Below are 21,054 nucleotides of genomic sequence, written 5' to 3' on the forward strand. Positions count from 1 at the left end.
TGCCAGGCAGGTATATATGCGGTGTAAACGCCCCGCTGTCACGGTATCGATTTTGTTGTTTTACGGCAACCAGTTGTCAGGGCGGCAGCGACTTCGTTTGCCGTCTCTGGGAAAATCTTGTCAAGCGCCCTGCCGTGGCATGCAACATTTGCGGTGCCACGCTTTCGTTCATTTCGTTTACATGTCGAGCTGCATGCAAGATCCTGACAATCACGCCACCGACCACGCCGATCGCCTCCGGCGCCTCGACCGCCTGCGCCAGCCGATGGTGGTGCGCCTGGGGGTCTTGCTGGGTGGATTCTGCCTGCTGCTGTTGTGCCTGCACGGCTGGAGCCTGTGGGCGTCGCGCCAGCACCAGCTCGAGCAGACCGGCATCAGCACGGCCAATATGGCGCGCGCGCTGGCGTCGCATGCGGAGCGCTCGATCAAGATCGGCGGGGGGATCCTGTCCGAGATCGTCGAACGCGCCGAGCACGATTCGCTGGAGGGGGAGAGCGGCGAACGCATCCACCAGCGCATGCAGGCCATCGTCGCCCACACGCCCGAGCTGCAGGAGGTGTTCATCTACGGCCCCGACGGTACCCGGCTGGCCAGCTCGCTGCCCAAGCTGGTCCGCGGCAATAATGCGGACCGTCCGTACTTCCAGTACCACAAGACGCATACCGACCTCGGGGTGCTGGTCGGCAAGCCGATCTACAGCCGCTCCAGCGGCGTGCTGGCCGTTCCACTGTCGCGCCGCATCAACCGTCCCGACGGCAGCTTCGGCGGCGTGGCCATGGCCTCGCTCAAGCTGCAGTTCTTCGGCAAGTTCTACGACAGCTTCGACGTCGGCCCCACCGGCACCATCCTGCTGGCGCTGGACGACGGCACGCTGCTGTACCGCCGGCCCTTCAAGGAATCCATGGTCGGCAGCAGCATCGCGGAAGGACCCGTGTACCAGCTGTACAAGAAGCACGGTCCGGTCGGCACGGCCATGCTGGTCTCGCGGATCGACGGGGTCGAGCGCCTGTACAGCTACCGCCACCTGGACGGCTTCCCGATGATCGTGGCGACGGCGCAAGCCAAGTCCGAGATCCTGGCAGGCTGGTGGGTAGCCGTGATCAAGATGAGCTGCGTGGTGCTGTTCGCCGTGGCCGTGCTGGCCTGGGGCGGCAAGCGCATGATCGGCCAGCTGCGCGTGCGCGAGGCGCTCGAGGACGAGCTGCGCCGGGCCCGTGCCTCGCTCGAAGTGCACAATGTCTCGCTGCGCGTACTGGCCGACAGCGACGGGCTGACGGGACTGGCCAACCGGCGCCGCTTCGAGGAAACGCTGGCGACCGAACACGAGCGCGCGCGGCGCAGCCGCAGGCCGTTCTCGCTGATCATGACGGACGTCGACTTCTTCAAGAAATACAACGACCGCTACGGCCACGTGGCGGGCGACGCCTGCCTGCGCCTCGTGGCGCGCGCCATCGCCAGCGGCCCGCACCGGCCGGCCGACCTGGCGGCGCGCTACGGCGGCGAGGAATTCGCGGTGATCCTGCCGGACACCGACCTCGACGGCGCGCGCGCGGTGGCCGAAAAGATCCGCGCCGCCGTCGAAGCGCTGGCCATCCCCCATGCCGACAGCCCCACCGGCTTCGTCACGCTCAGCCTGGGCGTCTATACGGGCCATGCCGCCATCGACGGCAGCGACGTGCCGAGCGACTGGGTCGCGGCGGCCGACGGCATGCTGTACCAGGCCAAGGCGGGCGGCCGCAACCGCCTGGCCGCGCGCGCCAGGATGGCCGTCGCCGCTTGAAGCATCCGCCCCATGCCGCCGCGCGCAGCGGTGCGGCGGGAGCGGGGCGATCCGCTTACCATGGTCATGTCACATCTTCTTACAAATATCGCTTGCTATTCGATAGCGCGCGATTTAATATTCAAGCCATGGACGCCAACGACACATCGACGAAGCAGGCAGCAAAGGAAAACCGGAAACCCCCGGTGCTCGACGACCTGCTGTGCTTCACGCTGTACTCGACGGGCCTGGCGATGAACAAGGTGTATCGCAAAGCCTTGCGCAAGCTGGACCTGACCTATCCGCAATACCTGGTGCTGATGGTGCTGTGGGAGAAGGACGAGCTGACCGTGTCCGAGATCGGTGCGCGCCTGTTCCTCGATTCGGCCACGCTGACGCCGCTGCTCAAGCGGCTCGAAGCGGCCGGACTGGTGAGCAGGGCCCGCTCCGCCGCGGACGAGCGCCAGGTCGTGATCAGCCTGACGGAAGCGGGCCGCGCCCTGCAGGACGAAGCGGGCGCGATCTTCGACGAGGTGCTGTGCGCCACGTCGTGCACGCCGGGCGAGTTGAACGTCATCAAACAGCAGCTCGAAGGGCTGCGGGCGAAACTGGCGGACAACGCGTGAGGGCAGTACTGCTTTTGCGGGCGTCCATGAAATAAGTAGTGCGCTATTTAATAGGGAATTACAGATTAATAAGTAGTGCGCTATTAAATAGTGTTTATAGGTAGTGAAGTAAAAAAACATCCACAACGACCACGCAAGACATTGAAAGGAACCACCATGAAAACCGTCGCCACCATCCTGTCCGCTTCCCTGTTCGTCATCGGCGCCCAAGCCGCCATGGCAGCCCCGGCCGTGCCGGCCGCCGAACACCAGACCCAGGCCTTCCTGAACGTACTGAACAGCAGCGGCGGCAAGCCGATGGAACAGATGAGCCCGCAGGAAGCGCGCCAGGTGCTGATCGGCGCCCAGAAATCGGTGCAGGTCGACCTGTCCGGCGTGGACGTCAGCAACCGCACGATCACCCAGGACGGCCAGAAGGTCGACCTGACCGTCGTCCGGCCGCACGGCGCCAAGGGCGCGACCCCGGTCTTCATGTTCTTCCACGGCGGCGGCTGGGTGCTGGGCGACTACCCGACCCATGCCCGCCTGGTGCGCGACCTGGTGAACTATTCCGGCGCGACCGCGGTGTTCGTGAACTACACCCCGTCGCCGGAAGCGCAATACGGCGTGGCGATCAACCAGGCCTATGCCGCGACCAAGTGGGTGGCCGCCAACGGCAAGGAAATCAATGTCGACGGCAGCCGCCTGGCCGTGGCCGGCAATAGCGTCGGCGGCAATATGGCGGCCGTCGTCAGCCTGATGGCGAAGGACAAGGGCGCACCGAAGATCCGTTACCAGGTGCTGCTGTGGCCCGTGACCGACAACAATTTCGAGACCGCGTCGTATAACGAGTTCGCCAATGACCACTTCCTCACCAAGAACATGATGAAATGGTTCTGGGATAACTATACGACCGACGCCGCCAAGCGCAACGAGAACTATGCCTCGCCGCTGCGCGCCAGCACCGAGCAGCTGAAAGGCTTGCCGCCCGCCCTCGTGCAGACCGCCGAGCTGGACGTACTGCGCGACGAAGGCGAAGCGTATGCGAAGAAACTGGACGCCGCCGGCGTGCCGGTGACCGCCACCCGCTACAACGGCATGATCCACGACTATGGCCTGCTGAACCCGCTGGCCAAGGTGCCGGAAGTGCAATCGGCGCTGCTGCAGGCGGGTACCGAGCTGAAAGTGCACCTGAAATAAAGTGCGAAGGGTGCGTAACCCGTACACGGTACCAGCGTCGCCCCTGCGCAGGCATGGACCCAATTTTTTAGCGCCGTCGCAACGCACGCGGAATTGGGCCCCTGCCTTCGCAGGGGCGACGTCGTTATATGCCTGACATGCATATTTATTTACAACTTGTTAAAAATTAGTTCGTTCATGTTCTACAATTAACCGGTACGCTGACGTCGAACACGCAAACACGGAGAGAAGACGATGCACGCCACCGGCCTTGCCGCCGCCATCCTGTTCGCCGTGGGCGGCGCCCACGCCCAGACCCTGGTTCCCGAACCGGAACCGTCCCCGGTCCTGCTGCCGCAGCCGGCCGCGACGCTGTCGTCGACCCCGCTGCTGTCCCAGCCTTTCGCGAAGATCCAGCCGACTTCGCGCACTTACCTCAAGAACCTCGCCGAGCCGGACCGCATGCCGCGCGACCCGGCCGCCTTCGGCCGCTACGTCACGGATCCGCGCCTGCTCGCCGGCGTGCAGCTGACGCCGTTCATCGCGCTGGAGGGCGGCTACGTCAACCTGTATGACCGCGGCACTTTCCTGGCCAGCTACACGCGCCCGGAAGAGGCGAACGGTGCGTTGAACGTGAAGGGCATGCATACCCATGCTGCCGCGAGGATCACGATCCCGGCGGGCGACCGCTGGGAAGCCTTCGGCAAGGTGGGCGTGGCCTACAGCGAGTACAAGCATCGCGACGAGCTGCACAGGTCGGTGCAGGAAACCGACACGGGCGTGTACGCGGGCGCGGGCGCGAAGTACAAGCTGAGCGAGAAGGCTTCCGTCTCGGGATCGTTCGAACGCTACGGCAACAGCGAGCGCTGGGGGCCGAATACCAATAACAACAGCATCAAGGCCAACGTGAACCTGGGTTTCTGATCGCCGGATCCAGGTTTTTATTTGTAGTTGCATAAGCTTGTACGAAATAAATCGTTCCGGCTGAGCAGTGCTGTTTGGTAAAGTCCGCGTCCCCAAAAGGACTCACCACAACAAGCATGAAGACCAAGCATCTGCTGGCCGCCCTATCCGGCGTGCCGCTCATCGGCCTGCCGTACAACGCGCAGGCGCAAACCGAACCGGCCTCCACCACGGCGACCGCACCCGCATCCGTCGTCGTCACCGGTTCGCGCATCGCGCGCGCCAGCCTCGAAGGGCCGTCGGCCGTCACCATCCTCAAGGGCGAGGACATCACGCGCCAGGGCTACAAGAACGTGTTCGACGCCCTCAACAACCAGGTGCAGAACAGCGGGTTCACCCAGGGCGCCGACTTCGGCAATACCTTCACGCCGTCGGCGAACACCATCAGCCTGCGCGGCCTGGGCCCGAACCACACGCTGATCCTGCTGAACGGCCGCCGCCTGGCCGACTTCCCCGTCGCCTACGACGGCACCGTCAACTTCACCAACCTGGCCAATATCCCGTCCTCGATCGTCGAACGCATCGAGATCCTGTCCGGCGGCGCCTCGGCGATCTACGGCTCGGACGCGATCGCGGGCGTGGTGAACATCATCCTCAAGAAGAAATTCGACGGCGTCGACGTCAACGTCAAGGCCGGCGGCACCACGCGCGGCGGCGGCGCCGAGCGGCGCCTGCAGGTGACGGGCGGACGCCAGTTCGACCGCCTGTCGACCGTGTTTTCGCTGGAGCTCGACGACCGCAACCCGATCGCCGCCTCCCAGCGCGACTTCATGGCCACGCGCCAGGGCACGCCCACCAACGTGCTGTCGCGCCGCGACGCCACCGTCGGCCGCTACATCGACCAGGACTGCGCCCAGGTGGGCGGGCTGTTCGGCGGCAGCGTGGCCAGCTACGCTTCGCGCACGGGCAACTACTGCGCCAGCAACAAGGTCAGCCCGACCTACTGGTCCGTGCAGACCCAGAACCTGAGCAAGAACGCCTTCGGCAGCGCCACGTATGAACTGAACGACGACACCACGCTGTTCGCCGACCTCCTGCTGGGCCGCAACGACACGCAGAACAATACGCGCGGCCCGTCCTGGACCTCGTCCTCGACCAACGGCAGCTACTTCCTGAACCGGAACACGGGCCACTACGAAGCCTGGACCCGCTACATGTCGCCGGAAGAGATGGGCGGCGTGTCGCGCTACAACCGCCACTGGAAGGACGAATCGGTGGCCGCCTCGCTGGGCGCGCGCGGCCACGTCACCGGCACCAGCTGGAAGTGGGAGGCGGGCTACAGCGCCTCCTGGTACGAAAGCAAGAGCCGGACGCCGCGCGCGCTGGCCAATATCGACAGCTTCTTCCTGGGCCCCAAACTCGGCCTCGACAGCAACGGCATCGCGATCTACGCGCCGGACCCGGCGCGCCTGGCGCGCCCGCTGACGGCCGCGGAATTCGACGGCATCACGGGCCAGGCGCAGAGCGATGACGAATCGTGGACGCACACGCTGTCGGCCAGCGCCAACGGCGAAGTGCTGCAACTGCCGGCCGGGCCGCTGCAAGTGGCGGCCGTGGTCGAGGCGGGCCGCCAGGGCTTCTCGAACCGCCCGGACGAACGCATCAACCAGGGCTACTTCAACCTGGCCACGACGAGCGACGTCACGGCCGGCACCCGCACGCGCTACGCGGCCGGCGTGGAAGCCAACATTCCCGTGACGACGATGCTGACGGCGACGCTGGCCGGCCGCTACGACCGCTACGAATTCGCCGAGCGCGACAGCGGCAAGTTCACCTACAACGGCGGCCTGGAACTGCGCCCGGCGAAGGACCTGCTGGTGCGCGCCAACTACGCGACCAGCTTCCGCGCGCCGGACATGAACTACATCTACAAGGCGCGCGGCACCGGCTATTACGCGTCCACGACCGACTACTACCGCTGCGGCCTGGCCGGCCAGCCCCTGTCCGGCTGCGAATTCGCCAGCGTCTCGCCGGGCGTGGACTACGTCCAGCTCGGCAGCAAGGACCTGAAGCCGGAGAAGGGCAAGTCCTACGGCGCCGGTATCGTGTGGTCGCCGAGTGCCGCCTTCGACGCGTCGATCGACTACTGGAAGATCCGCATCGACGACCTGGTGACGAACCTGGACGCCGACCAGCTGCTGCGCGACGAAGCGGCCTGCCGCCTGGGCACGCAGGACATCGGCTCGCCGACCTGCGTCGACGCCATCGCGCGCATCACCCGCTTCGCGGCGAATTCGCCCGTGCGTCCGGGCGAGATCAAGGAAATCCGCGTCAACCCGATCAACGCGGCCCAGCAGGAAAGCAGCGGCATCGACGTCAGCGCGAAATATGCGCTGAGGACGGGCACCTATGGCACCTTCACGCTGCGCGGCAACTACGCGAAGACGCTGACGCGCCGCTCGCGCCAGTTCGCCGCCGACGCCGTGAAGGACGACCTGCATGCGCTGGACAGCATGGACTGGCCGGACAAGCTGGCCGCGAGCCTGAACTGGGACCGCGGCCCGTGGTCGGCGACGCTGTTCGCCACCCGCTACGGCAAGATCCCGAACCAGGCGCAGACGGACTACCTGTCGCCGTCCACGCTGTTCAACACCAGCGTCGTCTACCGCGTCACGGACCGCCTGACGGTATCGGCCATCGTCAACAACGTCTTCAACCGCGTCAAGCACGACGATTCGGCGGGCTGGCCGAACTATGCGGTGGGCAACTACAGCCCGGCGGGGCGTACGGGCTGGGTGGAGTTGAATTACCACTTCCTGTGACGGTCGAACGCGTGGACGGGGAACCCGTCTACCCCACCCGTGACACAGACGTCCTGGTAGGGTGGACGGCTTGCCGTCCACGCGTTCGACGGACGTGTGACATGGACGAAAAAAAGGCAGGACCGAGGTCCCGCCAAGAGGGTACGGAAGATAGAACCTTCTCCGTTCAGAACCGGTAGTTCAGCGACGCTTCCCACGCCCTGCCGAACAGCGGCCGCGCATTGATCGGCCCAGTGCTCGCGCCCACCAGGCGCGAATTCCCTTCCGTCAGCCCCAGCTCGTTGGTCACGTTCGTCCCCGTCAGGCGCAGTTCCAGGCGGTCCGAAAGCTCGGCCAGCACGCCGATGTCGAGCGTGTCGTACTTCGGCAGGTATTGCGTGTTGGCCTGGTCGGCCCAGCGCGCGCCGATATGCGAATACGTGCCGTAGAACTTCAGCGCGCGGTCGCCGATCGGCAGGCGGTAGCTGGGCGAGAAGCGGTACTGGAACTTCGGCTGGCGCTGCACCTGGTTGCCCGCGATGGCCGGGTTGTCCTTGTAGGTCGAGTCCTGCCAGTCGCCCGTCAGCTGCAGCTGCAGTCCCGCGAGCGGGCGCACCGCCAGTTCGAATTCCACGCCCTTGCCCTTCGAGCCGCTCACCGAATACAGGATGTCGGTGGTGGTGATCTGCTGGAACGAAATGCCCTTGAAGTCGGTCCAGAACGCGTTCACGTAGGCGCTGTAGACGGGCGTCGCCGTCTTGAAGCCGACCTCGTACTGCGTCACCTTCGGATTCGGAATGCGGTTGCGGTCGTCCAGCACGGCCTGGCTGCCGGCATTGCGCATGTCGTCGAAGTAGATGAAGGTGTGGCCCTGGTTGGCGCGTACGAACACGCTGGAGTTCTTCGTCAGCTTGTACAAGCCGCCCACCGTGAAGGAATTGGCCGAGTCGTCGCGCGCATAGCGGGTGAAGGTCCCGCTGGGCATCGAGGTGCCGTTGTTGTACACGGTCAGCGGGTTGTTGTCGGTATCGCCCGTCATCTGGTTCGAGACGGAGCCGGACAGGCTCTGCTTCTCGTGGCGCATGCCCGCGTCGACCTTGATGCGGTCGTTGATGCGCCATTCGTCGGCGATGAAGACCGCCTTGTTGTCGCCATCGTAGGAAGCGATCGGCGCATAGTTGACGTTGCCGTCGGTGCCGCGGTTGGACACGATCACGCCATTGTCCAGGCGCGCGTCGATCAGGCGCGCATTCGGCGTGGCCGTCATCAGGTGGCTGTTGCCGAGGTACCAGGTGTCGCGCGATGTGTAATCCGCATAGTAGCCCCCCACCGTGAGCGTGTTGTCGCGGCCGATCTCCCGGCTCACGCGCAGCTCGTCCGTGAACGAGCGCAGCTTCTTCTCCACGGCCCACAGGCCCGCCTGCACCACCTGCTGGTCGGCGCCGACGGTGCCGCCGCCGTTCGTATAGGTCAGCGCGCCGCCGGCGGCGGGCCGGCCGGCCGCCGCCAGCGCCGCCGCATTGCCGTTGGCCGACGCGATCGACTGCGCCAGGTAGTCGGCCGCGGTCAGCGGGTTGTTCCCCGTGAACATGGCGATGGTGTTCAGGTCGTCCCTGAAGTAATTCAGCTTGTTCGACACGTCCCAGCCGTTCATCTTCTGCTGGTAGTCGGCGCCGAACAGCGTCGACTTCAGGCCGCGGCCGTCGCCCAGGTCGTAGTTCAGCGTCTTGCCCGGCGCCGCCTCGACGGTGAAGTGGCGTAGTTCGTTGCTCATCAGCGTGCCGGTGAGCGGATCGAAGCCGGGGAAGGACGAGATGCTGCGGCCCTCGTTGGACGAGATCAGCGGCACGCCCGTGTAGAACGCGTTCTTGTCGTCGGTGTGGCGCGCATAGACGGTCAGCTCGCCGCCGTCGAGCTTGCGCGTGATCGATGCCGACAGCTGGCCGCCGTCGTCGGCGGGGAAGCCGGCGTCGCGCACGCCGTCGGTCTTGCGCCAGAAGCCGCCGACCATGCCGTACCACTTGTCCGCCAGCTTGCCGCTGTAGACGCCGTCGATGCGTCGCAGGCTGCCCGTGCCCGTCGTGACGCGGATATTCCCCTCCGGCGTGTCGCCGCCTTTCTTCATGATGAAGTTCATCGTGGCGCCCGGCTGGCCGCTCGAATAGATCGTGCTCGGGCCGCCGCGCAGCACCTCGACGCGCTCGATGGTGTCGTCCAGGCGGAACGCCGAGGAGCCTTCGAAGAAGGACAGCACGGGCACCGGATAGATCGGGTTGCCGTTCATCTGCACCGACACGAACGGCGAATCGCTGCCCGACGGGAAGCCGCGCACCTCGATGTTGGCGCCGGACTGGCCGCCCGTCGCTTCCGCATACACGCCCGGCACGATCTTGAGCACGTCCGCGGTGCTGCTGGGCGCCGCCATCTTGAGCTGCTCCTCGGTGGCGGCCGTGATCGAGAAGCTCGTGTCGATCCTGCGCGTGCCGCTGGCCGACGCGGTGCCGGTCACGACGACCTGCTGGATCTCCTTCTGGACGTCGGCCGCCGGGAGGGGCGAGGATTCCTGGGCTGCCACGTGCGCATGCAGCGCGAGGGTGGCGACGGCGAGGGCGACGGCATGCAGCCGCGGCAACTGGACTGGCGTTTTCATCGGATTGTCTCTCTTATGGATGAGGATTGTTCGGGGGCGTCTCCTCCCCCGCGGCCTGCCGATCTTGCATCTCGGTCAAGCAAGTCGGGCCATTGAATCATCGAATTGTTATCGATGTCAATCGTATTGTTATCGATGTCATTTTTTGTCGACAGCACAAGGGAATCTGGCATAATGCGATCCGGACTGAAGCTCTCATTTGACGGATCACATGGCGCAGCAACGCAAAAAACCGGCGGCAACCGACACGGCATTGACGATGGAAGACCTGGCGCGGATCGCCGGCGTGTCGACCATCACGGTGTCGCGCGCGTTGCGCGACAGCCCGCTGGTGACGGAAAAGACGCGCGAGAAGGTCCGGAAAATCGCGGCCGAGCAGGGCTACCGCTTCAACGTCAGCGCGCGCAACCTGCGCATGGGGCGCTCGTACTCGGTGGCCGTCGTCGTCGAGATGACGCCCGCGAAGGGCCGGCCCATGTCCGACCCGTATCCGCTCGAACTGCTGGGCGGCATCACCCAGGAATTGACGACGGCCGGCTACAGCGTCGTGCTGACGTCGCGCCAGCTGCTCGACACGGCGCCCGTGCAGGGCGCCGACGGCCTGATCCTGCTGGGGCAGGGCTCGCACGGCGAGGCGGTACGCGCGCTGCAGGGTTCCACCGTGCCGCTGGTCGTGTGGGGTGCCCCGGAACACAGGAACGAGAAGCGCGGTGCCGACCACGTCGTCGTCGGCAGCGACAACCGCAAGGGCGGCGCCAGCGTGGCCGAGCGCTTCCTCGACCAGGGCCGGCGCCGGCTGGTGTTCCTCGGCGACGTCGACCACGCCGAGGTGCAGGAACGCTGCGCCGGCTTCGTCGACGCGCTGTCCGGCCGCGCGCCCGTGCACATCCTGCGTCCTAAGGCCTTCACCTTCGAGGCCGGCTTCGAATGCGTGCGCGCGCTGCTCAAGAAGAAGGCCGGCCATGCCAGCGACGGCCTGTTCGCCGCCAGCGACCAGCTGGCGATGGGTGCCATCCGCGCGCTGACCGAGGCCGGCCTGCGCGTGCCGGAAGACATTTCCGTGATCGGCTACGACGACACGCCGGGCGCCGCCAGCTTCGTGCCGCCGCTGACGAGCGTGCACCAGTACCTGCGCGACGGCGGCGTGCTGCTCGCGCAAAAGATGCTGCAGATGATCGAGGGCCGTGCCGACGTGCACTCGGAGATGCTGCCCACCACCCTGATCGTGCGCCAGACCTGAGCGGCGCACCATCGCATGCAACCATACACCGCACACAAGGAAACCGCCGTGGAGAATGACATCGATAACATGCCGCTGCCGGCACTGGCGCTCGACCCGGAGCCGTGGTGCATCCGCGAGCGCGCCGCCGACCCCGCGCGCGCCTTCCTGCACGAGACCCTGTTCACGCTGGGGAACGGCTACATCGGCATGCGCGGCACGCCGGAGGAGGGCCATGGCCCCGGCGGCGCGGCCGGCGGCACGCTGGAAGGCACCTACCTGAACGGCTTCCACGATACCGAGACGATCCACTATCCGGAGAACGCCTACGGCCTGGCGCGGACCAACGAGTTCATGCTCAACGTGCCGAACGCCAAGCGCGTCGCCGTGGTCGTCGACGGCGAGCCGTTCACGCTGGAGACGGGCAAGGTCCTGGCCTACGAGCGCCGGCTCGACTTTCGCACCGGCGTGCTGGAGCGCCGCGTCGAGTGGGAATCCGGCACCGGCAAGCGCCTGCGCATCGCCAGCCGGCGCCTGGTCTGCCTGGACCGCAAGCACGTGGCGGCGCTGGAAGTGGCGGTGACGCCGCTGAACTTCTCGGGCGAGGTCGGTATCTTGTCCGACGTCGACGCGGCCGTGACGAACATGCAGGCGGGCGACGATCCGCGCGTGGGCTCGGCCATCACGGGCCCGAGCCTGCAGCTGGCCGGGGGCGAGGTAGGCGCGAGCGACGTGCTGGTGCTGCAGCGCACGCGCCATAGCGGCTTCCTGCTGGCCACGGCCACCGACTCCGTGCTGGACGGCGCCGAGGCGCGCGTCGAGCCTCTCGCGAGCGGCCATGCGTTCGCCCTCGCCGCCGCTGCGGGCGACACCGTCGTGCTCCACAAATTCATCGCCTACGCCAGCTCGCGCGACGTCGAGGAGGCGCGCGTCGCATCCCACGCGCGCGCCGAACTGGCCGCCGCCCGCGCCGCCGGCTTCGAGGCCCTGGTGCGCGAGCAGGCGCTCTGGCTGGACGGCTTCTGGCGCGAGGCCGACGTCGTCATCGAGGGCGACGACGCGCTGCAGCAGGGCGTGCGCTTCAACCAGTTCCACCTGCTGCAGTCGGTCGGGCGCGACGGCAAGACGAATATCGCGGCCAAGGGCGTGACGGGGGAGGGCTACGAGGGCCACTATTTCTGGGACACGGAAATCTACGTCTTTCCCTTCTTCCTGTTCTCGCGCCCCGAGATCGCCCGGGCGCTGCTGCAGTACCGCTACGACATCCTGCCCCAGGCCCGCGCGCGGGCGCGCCAGATGTCCCATGCGCGCGGCGCCTTGTATCCGTGGCGCACCATCGCGGGCGAGGAGTGCTCGGCCTACTACCCGGCCGGAACCGCCCAGTACCACATCAATGCCGACGTCGCCTACTCGATCCGCCAGTACCTGCTGGCGACGAACGACTTCGACTTCATCGCCCGGTACGGCGCCGAGATCGTGCTGGAGACGGCCAGGATCTGGCTGGGTCTCGGATCGTACGACCGCCAGGGACGCTTCTGCATCAACGAGGTGACGGGGCCGGACGAGTACACGGCCCTCGTCAACAACAACTACTACACGAATGCGATGGCGCGCATGCACATGACGTTCGCGGCCGACATGGCGGATCGCCTGCGCACCGAGCGCCCGGACGACCATGCGCGCGTGGCCGCCCTCATCGGACTCGAACAGGGCGAAATCGACGCCATGCGCGCCGCCAGCGCGGCCATGCGCCTGCCCTACGACGAGGCGCTGGGCATCCACGAGCAGGACGACAGCTTCCTGTCCAAGAAGCGCTGGGACTTCGCCGGCACGCCGGCGGACAAGTACCCGCTGCTGCTGCACTACCACCCGCTGGTGATCTACCGCCACCAGGTGTGCAAGCAGGCCGACGTGGTGCTGGCGCTGCTGCTGCTGTCGAACGAATTCTCGCTGGACGACAAGCGCCGCGACTTCGACTACTACGAGGCGGTGACGACGCACGATTCCTCGCTGTCGTCCTGCATCTTCAGCATCGTCGCCGCCGAGGTGGGCTACCGCGACAAGGCCTACGCCTATTTCATGGAGACGGCGCGCCTGGACCTGGACAATACCCACGCCAACACCGAGTACGGCGTGCACACGGCGGCGATGGCCGGCACCTGGCTCGGCGTCGCCTATGGCTTCGGCGGCATGCGCCTGGATGAAGGCGGCCTGCGCTTCGCGCCTACGCTGCCGGACAAGTGGAACGGCTACCGCTTCAAGGTGCACGTGCGCGGCGCGCTGCTGGAGGTGGCCGTCGACGCCGGCGGCGCCGACTACCGCCTGCTGGCCGGCGAACGCCTGGCGCTGGCGCACCACGGCCGCGCCGTCGCACTGGACGCCGCGCACCCATCGATCCGCATGGAGAACCTCGCATGAGCACGCACACCACCCGCTTCAAGGCAGTCATCTTCGACCTGGACGGCGTCATCACCGACACCGCCCGCTACCACTACCTGGCCTGGAAGCGCCTGGCGGACGGCATCGACACGCCGTTCGACGAAGCCTTCAACGAGGAACTGAAAGGCATCCACCGCATGGGATCGCTGGAGCTGATCCTGGCGCGCGCGCCGCGCGCCTTCGACGCCGACGAGAAGCTGGCGCTGGCCGATGCCAAGAACCGCCACTACCAGGAACTGGTGGCGACGATGACGCCGAAGGATCTGCTGCCCGGCGCGCTGGAGGCGCTGGAACAGGTGCGCGCCGCCGGCCTGAGGATCGGCCTCGCGTCGGTCAGCAAGAACGCGTTCACGGTGCTGGACCGCCTGGGCATTCGCGACCGCTTCGACGACGTGGTCGATGCCGCCACCGTCCGGCGCGGCAAGCCCGATCCGGAAATCTTCCTGACGGCGGCCGCTCACCTCGGCGTGGCGCCGGCCGATTGCCTGGGCGTGGAGGACGCGGCGGCCGGCGTGGCGTCGATCAAGGACGCGGGCATGTTCGCCGTCGGCGTGGGCGACCCCCAGGTGCTGGCGCGGGCCGACCGGATCATCCGCTCGATGGAGGAGTTCGACCTGTTCGCATACTGAAGAGCGCGCCGCTGAAGCCCCGTAACGGTCATCATAAAAACATACTGGAGACACCGTTGAACAAGCATCGCATCCTGCTGGCCCTGTTTCTCATCTACTTCGTGTTCGCCATCCTGCTCAACAGCGTGGGAACGGTGATCCTGCAGATGATCCACAACTACGGCATCGACAAGGGCGCGGCCAGCGTCCTGGAAGGGTTCAAGGACCTGCCGATCGCTGTCGTCTCCTTCTTCGTCGCCGCGAGCCTGCCGCGCTTCGGCTACAAGAAGGCGATGCTGGCGGCGCTGGCCATCGTGGCCTGCGCCACGCTGGCGATGCCGCTGCTGCCCGGCTTTGCCACCGCCAAGCTGCTGTTCCTGTGCGTGGGCGTGGCGTTCGCGCTGGCCAAGGTGTCCGTGTATGCCACCGTGGGCCTCGTCGCGCGCGACCGCAAGCAGCATGCCGGCATCACCAATACGCTGGAAGGCTTCTTCATGGTCGGCGTGCTGAGCGCCTACTGGATCTTCGGCCTGTTCATCGATTCGGCGAATCCGCGCGCGACCGGCTGGCTGAACGTGTACTGGCTGCTGTCGGCCCTGTGCGCCGCCACCTTCGTGCTGGTGCTGGCCACGCCCATCGACGAAAGCGCGGCCGCGGCGCCCGACAGCCGCGGACCGGCCGCCGACTTCGTCGCCATGCTGCGCCTGTTCCTGCGGCCCCTGGTGTGCGTGTTCGTGCTGACCGCCTTCCTCTACGTGCTGGTCGAACAGGCGCTGGGAACCTGGCTGCCCACCTTCAACAACGAGATCCTCAAGCTCCCCACCGCGATGAGCGTGCAGGTCACCAGCATCTATGCGGGCTGCCTGGCGGTGGGGCGGCTGTCGGCGGGCATCGTGATGCGCCGGCTGAACTGGTATCCCGTGCTGTCCTTCTGCATGCTGGCGATGGGGGCGATCGTGCTGCTGGCGCTGCCGCTGGCGCGCGACATCGCCCACGACCCGCACGTGGGCTGGGCGACGGCCCCCGTCGCCGCCTTCCTGTTCCCGCTGATCGGCCTGTTCATGGCGCCGATCTACCCGGGCATCAATTCCGTGATGCTCAGCTCCCTGCCGCGCCACCAGCATGCGCCGATGACGGGCCTGCTGGTGATCTTCTCGGCGCTGGGCGGCACCACGGGCTCCCTGATCACGGGCTATGTGTTCGGCCGCTTCAACGGGCATTTCGCGTTCTACCTGACGCTGGTGCCGGTGGCGCTGATGCTGGGCAGCCTGTACCTGTTCAAGCGGCAGGTCGACAGGGCGCCGGCGCAGGCGCTGGAGGTGGTGGCGGAAACGGCCTGATCGTCGTCCCCGCGCAGGCGGGGACCCATGCCGAGCTGCCGTAGTCCGGATGTGTGAGATTGCACGACTGCGTTGAGGTGTTGACTTCGGATTGTCAGCATGGGTTCCCGCCTTCGCGGGAACGACGGTGTCAAGGGTTATCGCATCCCGGCTCGGCCTGTTGCGGCGTCGCGCTCTGCGCCAGCAGCAGGTCGCTGAAATCCTCCGCCCGCATCGGCTTGCCGATCAGGTAGCCCTGCAGCACGTCGCACCCCGTCGAGCGGATCGCCGTCTTCTGCGCTTCCGTCTCGATGCCTTCGCAGATCACGGACAGCTTGAGCGACTTGGCGAATGCGATCACGCCGTTGACGATGTCCAGGCAGCGCCGGTCCTGCTCGATCTCGGCGACGAAGGAGCGGTCGATCTTGATGGCCGTGATGGGGAACTGGCGCAGGTAGGTCAGGTTCGAGTAGCCGGTGCCGAAGTCGTCGAGCGCGATGTGGAAGCCCTCGTCCTGCAGCGTGCGCAGCACGGCCGCGGCCTTGTCGATGTCCTGCATCAGCATGCTCTCCGTGACTTCGAGCTTGATGCATTCCGGGTCCAGGCCGTAGCGCCCGACCAGGTTCTTCAGCAGGGGCGGCAGGTTCTCGTCGGTGAGCTGGCGCGGCGACACGTTCACGGCCATGCGCAGCCGGTAGCCCAGCAACTCCCATTCGCGCGCCTGGCGGCAGGCTTCCTCGCAGACCCAGGCGCCCACCGCCGAGATGGCGGGCGAGTCCTCCAGCATCGGCAGGAAGGCGTTCGGGCCCAGCACGCCCAGGCGCGGATGGTCCCAGCGCAGCAGCGCCTCGGCACCCACCACGGCGCCGTTGGCGGCGCTGATCTGGGGCTGGTAGTACAGCACGAACTGGCGCCGGTCGAGCGCGGAAAACACTTCCTGGCGCAGCTGCAGGCGCTGCTTGAGCAGCTGCCGCGCGCCGGGCGAGAACACGGCGAAGGTGTGGCGGCCGTTGTCCTTGGCCTCGTACATGGCGGCGTCGGCATTGTTGAGCAGCTCGTCCGGCGTGGCTTCCTCGCCGCTGCCGATCGCGATGCCGATGCTGGCGCCGATCGTCACCTGGTGGCCGTCGACCTGGATCGGCATGGACAGGCGCTGCAGCACGGAGGAGGCGAGGGCGCGGGCGGCGTCGCCGTCGGCATGCTCCAGCACGAACACGAATTCGTCGCCGCTGATGCGCGCCACCGTCACGTCCGGCGCCGCGAAGGCGTGCAGGCGGCGGCCGATCTCCTGCAAGGCCTGGTCGCCGAAGCGGTGGCCGTGGGCGTCGTTGACTTCCTTGAAGTGGTCGAGGTCGACGAACAGCACGCCGACGGCCGCACCGTTGCCGGCGGCCCGCTGCATGGCCGTGTCGAGCGCGCGCATGCAGCTGAAGCGGTTGTGCAGCCCCGTCAGGCTGTCGTGGGTCGCCTCGTGCACCAGGCGCGCCTCGGCTTCCTTGCGCGCCGTGACGTCGGCGAAGAAGATGGTCAGGCCATCCGGCGAAGGATAGGCGCGGCCCTCGATCCAGATGCCCAGCGGTTGGTAGAAGGCCTCGCAGCTGGCCGGTGCGTGGGCCGTCATGGCGCGCACGTAGGCGCCGTGGAACGGCCCCCCGACGGCTTCCGGAAAGGTTTCCCAGATATTCCTGCCGACCAGTTCATCGGCGCTGCGGCCCGCCAGCGCGGCGCCCTTGGCGTTGATGTAGGTGAAGCGCCATTCGCGGTCGAGCGAGAAGCAGCCGTCGGCGATGCTTTCCAGAACGGCGCTGAGGTGTTCGCGCGCCTGCCGCATGGCGCGCTGGGCCTCGACCGTTTCCGTCACGTCCTCCAGGAAGGCCACGAAGCGGGTAACGCCGTCGCCGTCCTCGCGCACGGGGAACAGGTGCATGCGGCACCAGAACATGCTGCCGTCCTTGCGGTAGTTGCGCAGCGTCGTGCAGCAGATCTCGGCTGCCTCGATGCAGTGGCGGATATAGGCGATTTCGGGCTGGCCCCGGTCGTCGCGCTGGAGGAAGCGGCAGTTCCGGCCGCGCACCTCGTCGAGGCGGTAGCCCGTCAGCTTTTCGAAGGCCGGGTTGGCGTACAGGATCGGGTTGTCGTATTCCACGGGGTCCGTGATGAGGATGCCGGTGGTGCTCGATTCGATAACCTGCTTGAAGAAGGCGGGGGGCTCGCGCTCGAAATAGTCAGCGTGTTTAACATTTGATGACACGATTTCCCGGGAATGGTTTCGCATGATCGGCACCTGTACACTGGACGATTCCAGTGTAACGCCGCGCATGCCGCGCACGCTTCAAGCCCGGGTGATCGGCGGGGATTTTCTCCCGCCGCCGCGCTCTTCCTGACGTTGCAGGACCGTTTGCGCGGCAGCGGGGCCTTCAGGGCAGCGCCGCCAGCCGCTCGAGCAGGGCGGCGCGTTCGGCGTCGATGCGCGGGCCGTTGGTGCGGCTCGACAGCGTGGCCCTGTCCTTGCGGCCCAGGAAATAGGCGACACGCTCGGCGTTGGCGCCGGACGGATGCGGGATGCCGTGCAGGATGCGGCGTCCGTCCAGCACCCCGCGCGCGGCCAGCCAGTCCAGCGCCAGGCCGACCTTCGGCCCCATCGGCACGTAGACCGCATCGCCCAGCGGCGCCACCTCGCGCGCGAAATAGCCGAGCATCTGCTCCTGCAGCAGGGGCGTGGTCAGCATGTTCGGCGCCGCGCCGCTGTAGTTCCTGCCGTTCACGAACACGGGATTGCGCAGCACCCCCGTCACGTGCATCAGGTCCGCATGCGCATCGAACAGCGTGGCGCAGCTGGCGATGCCGAGCCAGCGCTGCAGGCCCACGTGGTCGAGCAGGGCGACGAGGTTGGGCCGGATCGCGCCGCTGAAGGCGCCCGTGTACTTGGCGGCGCGCAGCACCTCCGCGCGCGGCGCGCCCGCCATCAACTGGCGCCGCGCTTCGCGCACCGCGTTCTTCCATTGCACGAAGCCGGGCGAAATGCCCACCAGGACCACCCGCGCCGCCGGGTTCACGTAGTCGAACGGGATGTAGTGGGCGCTGACGGCGCCGGCGCGTGCCAGCAGGAAAGCGTCGGGAATCGCTTCCGGCGCGGCGACGGCGTCCGGATCGGTGGCCAGCAGCAGGTCGCGGAAGTCGTCGAAGGTGGCGAGTTGCATATTGTTAATATCGATACGTAAAACGGTATCGACCCAGCGGAAAAATTGATTGGATACTGTCCAGTGTAGCCGCTACCATGCGTGCCGGCATGCCGCGCGAACCGTGCCGGGACACGGCCGGACCGCGCGCCGCCCCATCCGTCCCCGGCCCATGCCGCGTGCATGCTACGATCACGGCATCCACGGCCCGGCGGCGATGGCTGCACCGCGAACGGCATGCCGGTGTTCGGGCCTTCACCCTTTGAGGAAACCATAACGTGCGTATGGACATCACGCAGCAAGCATTCGGGACGCTGCCGGACGGCCGGCAGGTCCAGCAGTACACGCTGAAGAACAAGAACGGCATGGTCGTCAGGATCATCGACTTCGGCGGCATCGTCACCGAGATCCACGTGCCCGACCGTGACGGGAACTTCGCCGACGTGGCGCTGGGCTTCGAGACCGTCGAGCCCTACCTCGAGGACAGCCCCTACTTCGGCGCCCTGATCGGCCGCTACGGCAACCGCATCGGCAAGGGCCGCTTCACGCTGGACGGCAAGACGTACCAGCTGCCGACGAATAACGGCGAGAACCACCTGCACGGCGGTGCCCCGGGCTTCGACAAGGTGCTGTGGACGGCCACGATCCAGGACGACGGCCTGGCGCTGCGCTACCGCGCCGCCGACGGCGAGCAGGGCTATCCGGGCAACCTGGACGCCACCGTCGTCTACAGCCTCACGGACGACAACGAGATCGTGATGCGCTTTTCCGCCACCTGCGACCAGCCGACGCCCGTCAACCTCACCCAGCACAGCTATTTCAACCTGGCCGGCGCGGGGCAGGGCGACATCCTGGCGCACGAGATGACGATCGACGCCGACAAGTTCGTGCCGGTCGACGCGGGCGCGATCCCGCTGGGGCCCCTGGCCCCCGTGACGGGCACCCCGTTCGACTTCCGCAAGCCGCGCCCCATCGGCGAGCGCATCGGCCAGCCGGACAAGCAGCTGCGCCACGGCACCGGCTACGACCATTGCTGGGTGCTGAACAAGCCGGATGCGGGCAAGGAACTTACGCGCGCCGTCCACGTGTGCGAGCCGGCGACGGGACGCGTGCTGGAACTGTTCACGCAGGAGCCGGGCGTGCAGTTCTACAGCGGGAACTTCCTCGACGGCAGCTTGACGGGCAAGGGCCATGCGTATGCCTTCCGCGGCGGGTTCTGCATCGAGCCCCAGCATTTCCCGGATTCGCCGAACCAGCCCGAGTATCCGAATACGATCCTGCGGCCGGGGGAGGTGTACCGGACGGAGTCGCGCTACAAATTCTCGGTGGCGCAATAAAACCACCGTCGCCCCTGCGCAGGCAGGGGCCCAATGTCGCATGAGCCGTCGCGACGCAAGCAGAATTGGGCCCCTGCCTGCGCAGGGGCGACGGTGTTGGAGACAACGACAATGACAATGGAACTGATCCTCGACGCCCGCAACACCCTCGGCGAAGGCATCCTGTGGGACGATCGCCAGCAACGCCTGCTGTGGACCGATATCGAAGGCAGCGAACTATGGTCCTACGTGCCCGAGACGGGTTTTACCAAGCGCTGGGTCCTGCGCGAGCGCCTGTGCTCGATGGCGCTGACCGGCCGCGACGAGCGCCTGCTGCTCGGATTCGCGTCCGGCCTGTCCTTCTTCGACATCGCGACCGGCACCTTCGAGCGCCTCCACGACGTCGAGCCCCACCTGCCCACCACGCGACTGAACGACGGCCGCGTCGACCGCGAGGGCCGCTTCGTGTTCGGCATGTTCAACCAGGCCGAGAATCCGAAGCACCCGGTCGGCGGCTTCTACCGCCTGAACCGCGACCTGTCGCTGGAAGCGCTGCCGCTGGGCGGCGTGGCGATCGCCAACAGCATCTGCTTCAGCCCGGACGGCCGCACGATGTACTACGCCGACTCGGGCACGCGCGCCATCCGCTGCTGCGATTACGCGCGCGACGGCACCGTCTCGCACCAGCGCGTGTTCGCGCAGCCGGATGCCGCCGCGGGCGATCCGGACGGTTCCACGGTCGATGCCGAAGGCTTCCTGTGGAACGCGCGCTGGGGCGCCGGCCAGGTCGTGCGCTTCGCCCCCGATGGCCGGATCGACCGGATCCTGACCTTGCCGGCCCTGCAGCCGACCTGCGTCGCCTTCGGCGGACCGGACCTGGACGTGCTGTACGCGACCTCGGCCACCGTCGGCCTCGCGGACCCTGCCGCCGGCGCGGGCGGCCTGTTCGCGCGCCGGCTGGACGTCAGTGGCCTGCCGGAGGAGCGCTTCGGACGCGCGACCGATGCATAAATCGATATCGATAACGTCAAAAAATTGATTGGAAAGTTATCTGGGCGTTCTTTAGACTTTCCTCAT

General features: G+C 66.8%; 14 protein-coding genes. 11 read left to right on the forward strand and 3 right to left on the reverse strand.

Annotated elements, in window-relative coordinates:
* Positions 1-193 precede the first annotated feature (193 nt).
* From QPK32_RS08245 to QPK32_RS08265, 5 genes are all read left to right on the forward strand, one after another.
* Complete coding sequence (locus QPK32_RS08245; RefSeq protein ID WP_290412312.1) at positions 194-1,780, forward strand: GGDEF domain-containing protein; 1,587 nt, start codon at positions 194-196, stop codon at positions 1,778-1,780.
* A 128-nt stretch (positions 1,781-1,908) separates the two neighbouring features.
* Positions 1,909-2,385, forward strand: a complete 477-nt coding sequence (locus tag QPK32_RS08250) for a MarR family winged helix-turn-helix transcriptional regulator (protein ID WP_290412313.1) — start codon at positions 1,909-1,911, stop codon at positions 2,383-2,385.
* Between the two features lie 156 nt (positions 2,386-2,541).
* Entirely contained in the window at positions 2,542-3,564 is a 1,023-nt protein-coding gene (locus tag QPK32_RS08255) for an alpha/beta hydrolase (protein ID WP_290412314.1), read from the forward strand.
* A gap of 234 nt (positions 3,565-3,798) precedes the next feature.
* Positions 3,799-4,467, forward strand: coding sequence for an outer membrane beta-barrel protein (locus QPK32_RS08260; protein WP_290412315.1), 669 nt, complete (start codon positions 3,799-3,801; stop codon positions 4,465-4,467).
* Between the two features lie 116 nt (positions 4,468-4,583).
* Positions 4,584-7,268 (forward strand): TonB-dependent receptor domain-containing protein, encoded by a 2,685-nt coding sequence (locus tag QPK32_RS08265; RefSeq protein ID WP_290412316.1) that lies wholly within the window; start codon positions 4,584-4,586, stop codon positions 7,266-7,268.
* Positions 7,269-7,434: 166 nt separating this feature from the next.
* On the opposite strand, the gene QPK32_RS08270 is transcribed toward QPK32_RS08265, so the two are convergent.
* On the reverse strand, positions 7,435-9,897 hold the full coding sequence (locus QPK32_RS08270) for a TonB-dependent siderophore receptor (RefSeq protein ID WP_290412317.1): 2,463 nt from the start codon (positions 9,895-9,897) through the stop codon (positions 7,435-7,437).
* Between the two features lie 211 nt (positions 9,898-10,108).
* Here QPK32_RS08270 and QPK32_RS08275 point away from each other — a divergent pair, with 211 nt between their 5' ends.
* The 4 genes from QPK32_RS08275 to QPK32_RS08290 are packed head-to-tail and all read left to right on the forward strand — an operon-like array spanning position 10,109 to position 15,503.
* Positions 10,109-11,137, forward strand: coding sequence for a LacI family DNA-binding transcriptional regulator (locus QPK32_RS08275; protein ID WP_290412318.1), 1,029 nt, complete (start codon positions 10,109-10,111; stop codon positions 11,135-11,137).
* Positions 11,138-11,185: 48 nt separating this feature from the next.
* Positions 11,186-13,534, forward strand: coding sequence for a glycosyl hydrolase family 65 protein (locus QPK32_RS08280; RefSeq protein ID WP_290412319.1), 2,349 nt, complete (start codon positions 11,186-11,188; stop codon positions 13,532-13,534).
* Positions 13,531-14,184 (forward strand): beta-phosphoglucomutase, encoded by a 654-nt coding sequence (gene pgmB / locus QPK32_RS08285; RefSeq protein WP_290412320.1) that lies wholly within the window; start codon positions 13,531-13,533, stop codon positions 14,182-14,184. The genes QPK32_RS08280 and pgmB overlap by 4 nt, the downstream gene beginning before the upstream one ends.
* Before the next feature lie 56 nt (positions 14,185-14,240).
* Positions 14,241-15,503 carry a sugar MFS transporter gene (locus QPK32_RS08290; protein ID WP_290412321.1) on the forward strand — a complete coding sequence of 421 codons (1,263 nt, stop codon included), beginning with the start codon at positions 14,241-14,243 and terminating at the stop codon, positions 15,501-15,503.
* 130 nt (positions 15,504-15,633) lie between these two features.
* Here QPK32_RS08290 and QPK32_RS08295 read toward each other — a convergent pair whose 3' ends face one another.
* Positions 15,634-17,757 carry an EAL domain-containing protein gene (locus tag QPK32_RS08295; RefSeq protein WP_290412322.1) on the reverse strand — a complete coding sequence of 708 codons (2,124 nt, stop codon included), beginning with the start codon at positions 17,755-17,757 and terminating at the stop codon, positions 15,634-15,636.
* A 142-nt stretch (positions 17,758-17,899) separates the two neighbouring features.
* On the reverse strand, positions 17,900-18,682 hold the full coding sequence (locus tag QPK32_RS08300; RefSeq protein ID WP_290412323.1) for a hypothetical protein: 783 nt from the start codon (positions 18,680-18,682) through the stop codon (positions 17,900-17,902).
* Between the two features lie 257 nt (positions 18,683-18,939).
* On the opposite strand from QPK32_RS08300, the gene QPK32_RS08305 reads away from it, so the two are divergent.
* Positions 18,940-19,998: an aldose epimerase family protein gene (locus tag QPK32_RS08305; RefSeq protein WP_290412324.1), complete on the forward strand. Its 1,059-nt coding sequence runs from the start codon at positions 18,940-18,942 to the stop codon at positions 19,996-19,998.
* 111 nt (positions 19,999-20,109) lie between these two features.
* Positions 20,110-20,988 (forward strand): SMP-30/gluconolactonase/LRE family protein, encoded by an 879-nt coding sequence (locus tag QPK32_RS08310; RefSeq protein WP_290412325.1) that lies wholly within the window; start codon positions 20,110-20,112, stop codon positions 20,986-20,988.
* The last annotated feature ends 66 nt before the right edge of the window (positions 20,989-21,054 follow it).

The organism is Massilia sp. YIM B02763 (assembly GCF_030412015.1).
In the GTDB taxonomy this organism is placed as follows: domain Bacteria; phylum Pseudomonadota; class Gammaproteobacteria; order Burkholderiales; family Burkholderiaceae_D; genus Telluria.